This window comes from uncultured Nostoc sp. (assembly GCF_964245575.1).
In the GTDB taxonomy this organism is placed as follows: domain Bacteria; phylum Cyanobacteriota; class Cyanobacteriia; order Cyanobacteriales; family Nostocaceae; genus Nostoc.
Genome location: NZ_CAXTNP010000403.1, coordinates 1 through 5,127, shown reverse-complemented (window position 1 = coordinate 5,127; position 5,127 = coordinate 1). Strand labels below are relative to the sequence as shown.

Annotated in this window: 4 protein-coding genes; all 4 read right to left on the bottom strand. The window is 43.4% G+C overall.

Annotation, left to right across the window (positions count from 1 at the left end; all coding sequences use genetic code 11):
* Nucleotides 1-266: 266 nt before the first annotated feature.
* The 4 genes from ACFFAP_RS35560 to ACFFAP_RS35545 all read right to left on the bottom strand — a co-directional run bounded on the left by ACFFAP_RS35560 (nucleotide 267) and on the right by ACFFAP_RS35545 (nucleotide 4,582).
* The gene (locus ACFFAP_RS35560) at nucleotides 267-3,275 is read right to left on the bottom strand and encodes a UPF0182 family protein (RefSeq protein ID WP_375515617.1); all 3,009 of its coding nucleotides are present in this window, start codon (nucleotides 3,273-3,275) and stop codon (nucleotides 267-269) included.
* A 135-nt stretch (nucleotides 3,276-3,410) separates the two neighbouring features.
* Nucleotides 3,411-3,608, bottom strand: a complete 198-nt coding sequence (locus ACFFAP_RS35555) for a type II toxin-antitoxin system HicA family toxin (protein ID WP_375515616.1) — start codon at nucleotides 3,606-3,608, stop codon at nucleotides 3,411-3,413.
* Nucleotides 3,609-3,854, bottom strand: coding sequence for a DUF1902 domain-containing protein (locus ACFFAP_RS35550; protein ID WP_375515618.1), 246 nt, complete (start codon nucleotides 3,852-3,854; stop codon nucleotides 3,609-3,611). It lies immediately after the preceding gene.
* Between the two features lie 131 nt (nucleotides 3,855-3,985).
* Nucleotides 3,986-4,582, bottom strand: a complete 597-nt coding sequence (locus ACFFAP_RS35545; protein ID WP_375515615.1) for a transposase — start codon at nucleotides 4,580-4,582, stop codon at nucleotides 3,986-3,988.
* Between the last annotated feature and the right edge of the window lie 545 nt (nucleotides 4,583-5,127).

The following is a 5,127-nucleotide window of genomic DNA, read 5'->3' as shown; positions in this document are numbered from 1 at the left end:
CGTGAAAAATATAGATAAGGAAACGAACCGCCTTTCCTTCCCTACGGGACGCTGCGCGAACGGAACGCTATGCGTTCGCGCAGCGTCTCCAAGAGTTGAACGCAAAGAGAAGAAAGAAAAAAGAGATATATAATTTTCACAAATGATTTAGGACTGCTATATATCTGTTGCGATAAATTTTGTTAATGGCGATGTCTTACGACAAGCCTCTGCGCGTCTACGCTCACTGTCGCCTGCTATATAACTATTTACAATCTTAAAATCGCTTAACCTGGCGGGGCTGCTTCTTCAAAGGGGCGGATAATCGCCGGGGCTGGTGTAACTTCTGGTTTAAAAATTCCCTGCAATGCTTGTTCTAATGTTTGCGCCATGACAATCCGGTTTTCGTAAGCCACGACTACCCGCACCAAAGTTGGCAAGCTATTCTGTGTGGCTTCTAGATAGATTGGCTCGACATACAGCAGCGATTGCTCAATGGGAATCACTAATAGATTACCCTGAATGGCTCTTGACCCCTGACGATTCCATAGGGAAATTTGCTGAGAAATTACTGGGTCTTGGTTAATCCGCGCTTCGATTTGCTCTGGGCCGTAAACCAGGCGTTCCTTAGGAAAGACATATAGCACCAGCCTACCGTAGTTTTTGCCATCCGATCGCGCCGCTAACCAAGCGATTAAATTAGTCCGTTGTTTGGGAGTATAGGGCAGAAGCAGAATAAACTCTTCAAAAGGTACGGTGGGTAGACTAGTAATCAAATAATACGGCTCTACTGGACGAGGTTCACTGCCATAGATTTCGTTGGGGATTTGCCACTGGTCTTCCCGATTGTAAAATACCTGGGGATCGGTCATGTGGTAGGTCATCAACCGCTCAGATTGAATTTTGAAAAAGTCCACCGGATACCGCGTATGACTGCGGAGATTGACTGGCATTGTACTGAGCGGTTTGAACATATTGGGAAATATCGCTGACCAAGTGGCAATGATCGGATCGCTCTGATCGGCAATATAAAAGTTAACAGTGCCGTGATAGGCATCAATCACTACCTTGATCGAGTTACGAATGTAGTTGATCCCCTCCTTACCAGTGTCTGAGTAAGGATAGCGATCGCTCGTCGTGTAGGCATCAACAATCCAGTAAAGATAACTGGGATTACTTGGGAAATCTTGATTAGCAGCAGCAGCAACTAAATAAGGGTCGCTGTCAAATTTCAAAAAGGGTGCGATCGCTTGAATTCTTTGCTTGACATTTCGCCGCAGTAGCACCTTTGTCTCTGGCAAAAAGTCACGCGTCAGCAGCATCTGCCAATCTTTCAAATACATGGCAAATAGCCAGCGTCGCCATGCTGAACCAATTTCAACACCACCCAGACCATCGTAAGAGTTGTAAACATTGTCACTACCACTAGGGTAGTCTAGCTCTCTAACTCTTGTACCAGTCATTACATAAGTATTAGTAATCTCGCCGTAATAAATCCGGGGTTGCCCGATGGGAATACTGTCACGAATGGCTTCATTGGAAGTTGTAAGGGCGCTACTATCACCGCTAATATCCTTGACAAAATATTCTGGTAGTCCACCCGGCCCAACTGTATTAACTGGGCTAACAGTAAACCCGAAACCGTGGGTATAAATTAAATGGCGGTTAACCCATGTTTGAGCTTCCTGTGGTACGGTACTGTAGTCTAATTCTCGTGCGGCAATCAGTACCTGCCGCCGTTCTGTTGATTCAACTGATTCCTGCTTAGGTTCTGGTGGCTTTTGCGGGGTAGCTGGTCGAGGGGAAGTTACATCTGTTTTGAGAGTGTAGCGGTCAATATCGGCATCGGGGAACTGATAGTAGGGCCGAATTTGTTGCAGTTGACGGTTGGTTTCTAACAGTGGTCGCTCATCCCACAGGCGAATATTCCGAATTGTCAAGGTATTCTTTTGAATATCAGCTTCAGTCAATGTTCCTTGCGGGTTAAAAGTTCTAACATCGATCGCCTCTAAATCAAATGCTTGGCGAGTCAAGGCGATAGTACGCTGAATGTAGGGTTGCTCTCGTTGCAACTCATTAGGTTGGACAATTAAATATTGCACTACAGTAGGTAGAACAACGTCAGCTGCTGCAACTAATACCAGATAAATCCCTAACCCGTAAAATACCAATCGGCGATACTGAGATTTGGGTTTCCAGAAAAATGTTCGCCAAAGTAGGTAAAAGGCGATCGCTACTGCCAGGATGCACAAGACGGTGTAAGCTGGCAACTGGGCTGTCACATTTGTATAGCTGGCACCATAACTTACTCCCCGGCTAGAATATACGAGTTCATAGCGACTTTGCCAGTAACTCAGAGCTACTACCAGCATCAACAAGCCACCCATACCAAATAAATGACGCTGCTGCTGGGGCGAAAATCCAGGGAAAATTCCCTGACTTAAACTGTCACCCGACAAGAGATAAGTAAGAATAACGGCGACGAAGCCATACAAACATAATCCCATCAGCCAGAGTTCTAGCAGTTCCCAAAAGGGTAAGGAAAATACGTAAAAGCTGATATCTCGACCAAATAAAGGCTCAGTGCTGTTGAAAAGGGTGGGGTGCAAATATTGCAGCACCTTTGGCCAGTGTCGGAATATGATGAAGGCAAAAATGGGACTGAAGAGAATTGCGATCGCTCTTAGTAAAAATTGGTGATAAATTAAGATGGCGATCGCTACTCCCACAATTAAACCGAGATACCAGACTTGAGAGAAAATCTGCCTCAAAAGTTGCCAGATTGTCTCTGGTCGAAATAGGGCGGGAATGGGTAAAATACCCTGATTAACTGGAGAATGCCAGTAGAAAAGAGCAATTTGACCATAGTGAGCCAGCATTAACCCGATTAACAAGCTCAGTACTAGAGTTAGGGATAATAACCCGCGCAATCTCATTTTTTTTAAGCGTTGCGGCGCAAGTATCCGGGTTTCATTACGTCTTGGATAATCAGGACTGAGAAAATTTGTTAATTCACTAGTGAGTTCTGCTTCCTCACGCCTGACTTCCTCAATTTTCAGAGACTGGGAATATTTCAGCCGTTGTGCTAGAGCCAGATTTAGCAGTAGATAGGTAGCAGTTATTCCAGCCACCACTACCCACAAAACGCCACGAGTCACTAGCCTTAATAGAAATACTTGGAGATAGCCGACTTCCTGAAACCAAAAAATCTCTGCTCCCACACGGGAACCCAAATCCAGGAGTAGCCACAGCCCGAAGAATACAATTAATAGTCTAAAGCCCCATTTCCAATACATTTGATTCACCATCATTCATCCTTAGAACTCGGATATTGCAGTTCAAAGCACGAAGTTCCGAGTTCCCAGCCTCAAGCTTGCTGATTAAAAATCTATTTTCCTGTTCTACCGTGCTTACTTGCTACTTGCTACCCTCTAAAAGGCTTTGGGAAGTCCAGCTTGTTTCAAAACTCCGTTGGCGGTATGGCGTGACTTGATGGTTCCGTCTACAACAAACCGACGATCTGTAATTGGACTGTACCAGATTTCATGATCTCCTTTACCTTGCCGTTCAAAGTAGCACCCAACTTCTGAAAGCATCTTTTTCAACTCAGGAATAAACGACGCACCCATCTATGAAGCCACCTTAATCAACTCTTGTCGATGGCTGGTTAACTCAAAGGTGATAGAACCTACATAGTCAGGAGGGACAATTTTGTTGAGAATGATCAGTTCTGGAATTATTTCTCGCAGCTTTTGGGTCAGAACTTCAATTGTAGAAGCTTCTGTCACCAATCCAGGTACGTCATCACTAATTGCTACCCAAACTTCTGCGTCTGAATCCCAAAATGCTTCAACCTTAAACGTGATTTGTGCCATCATTGAGTGCTTACAATGTAGTTCCAGTTTAGAACATCCGAGTCATTGTAGGGGCACGGCAATGCCGTGCCCCTACCAGGTGTTGCATCCCAACGCGAATTCATATTTATGACATAACACACGATTTTAAATCAAAAAGGGATATCAAACAGGAAATCTTGATCATCAGAATTACGTTGCGGGTTTTCTGGATCATCTGCCCAACGCTGGGGATTATTTAAAATATATTGTTGGATATTATCTACAGATTTTTGCTCTCTTCCAATGTGTTCATAAAAATTGCGTTGCCAGATTGATTGTCCTTTGGTCTGCCAAATTATATTAATGCGTTTGCTGACAACGCCTTTATAGCTGCGAATAACTGTAGAAATAGAACTAGGTACAGGTTTACCGAATTGTTCTGTGTTGCAGTTAAGATGTTGATTGAGGGCACAACAATGTTGTGCCCCTACAGGTTTATCGGTGATGATTAAGATGCCGTGTAGATGGTTAGGCATGACCACAAAGGTATCTAGTTCAATGTGGGGAAAATGATCGGGTATTGTTTGCCAGCAGTTGAAGGCAATATGACCTAAAGAATTTAATTGCATTTCGCCCTTAACTACATTACCAAATAAACATTGCCGCACTTTGGTGCAAATGGTGATGAAATATGCACCAGGTTGGGTGTAATCGTACCCTTTCAAGCGAATAGAATGGCGGTGGTGTATTTGTGGATCATAGGGCATTGATTTTTACATACAGTTATTAGTAATGTGTGTTTATTTTAACTGATAATTTCTATTGCCATTGATATAAATAACGTAGGGGCACGGCATTGCCGTGCCCTCCTACCCATTTGGCATCTCAACGAAAAACAATATTGTTTTGCACAATGCATATTACATTTGAATGATACTGATAATTTCTATTGCATTAATATAAATAACGTAGGGGCACGGCATTGCCGTGCCCTCCTACCCATTTGGCATCTCAACGAGAAACAATATTGTTTTGCACAATGCATATTACATTTGAATGATACTAATTCCTCTACGGAAAATTACAAATAAAATCTTGGCTGCGGTGAACAGTTTTATCAGGGCACAACATTGTTGTGCCCCTACGCAAAATATTTGTGGTAGCTTTAGTTTGCAAGTTTGTGAAAATGGGATAGTAAGGTAAATATTTGCCTTTTAATCACCATCCTTCACCCTTGGATCTCGGTTGTTGCAGTTCAAAGGTCGGAGTTCCGAGTTCAAAGGTGGAAGTTCCGAGTTCAAAGGTGGAAGTT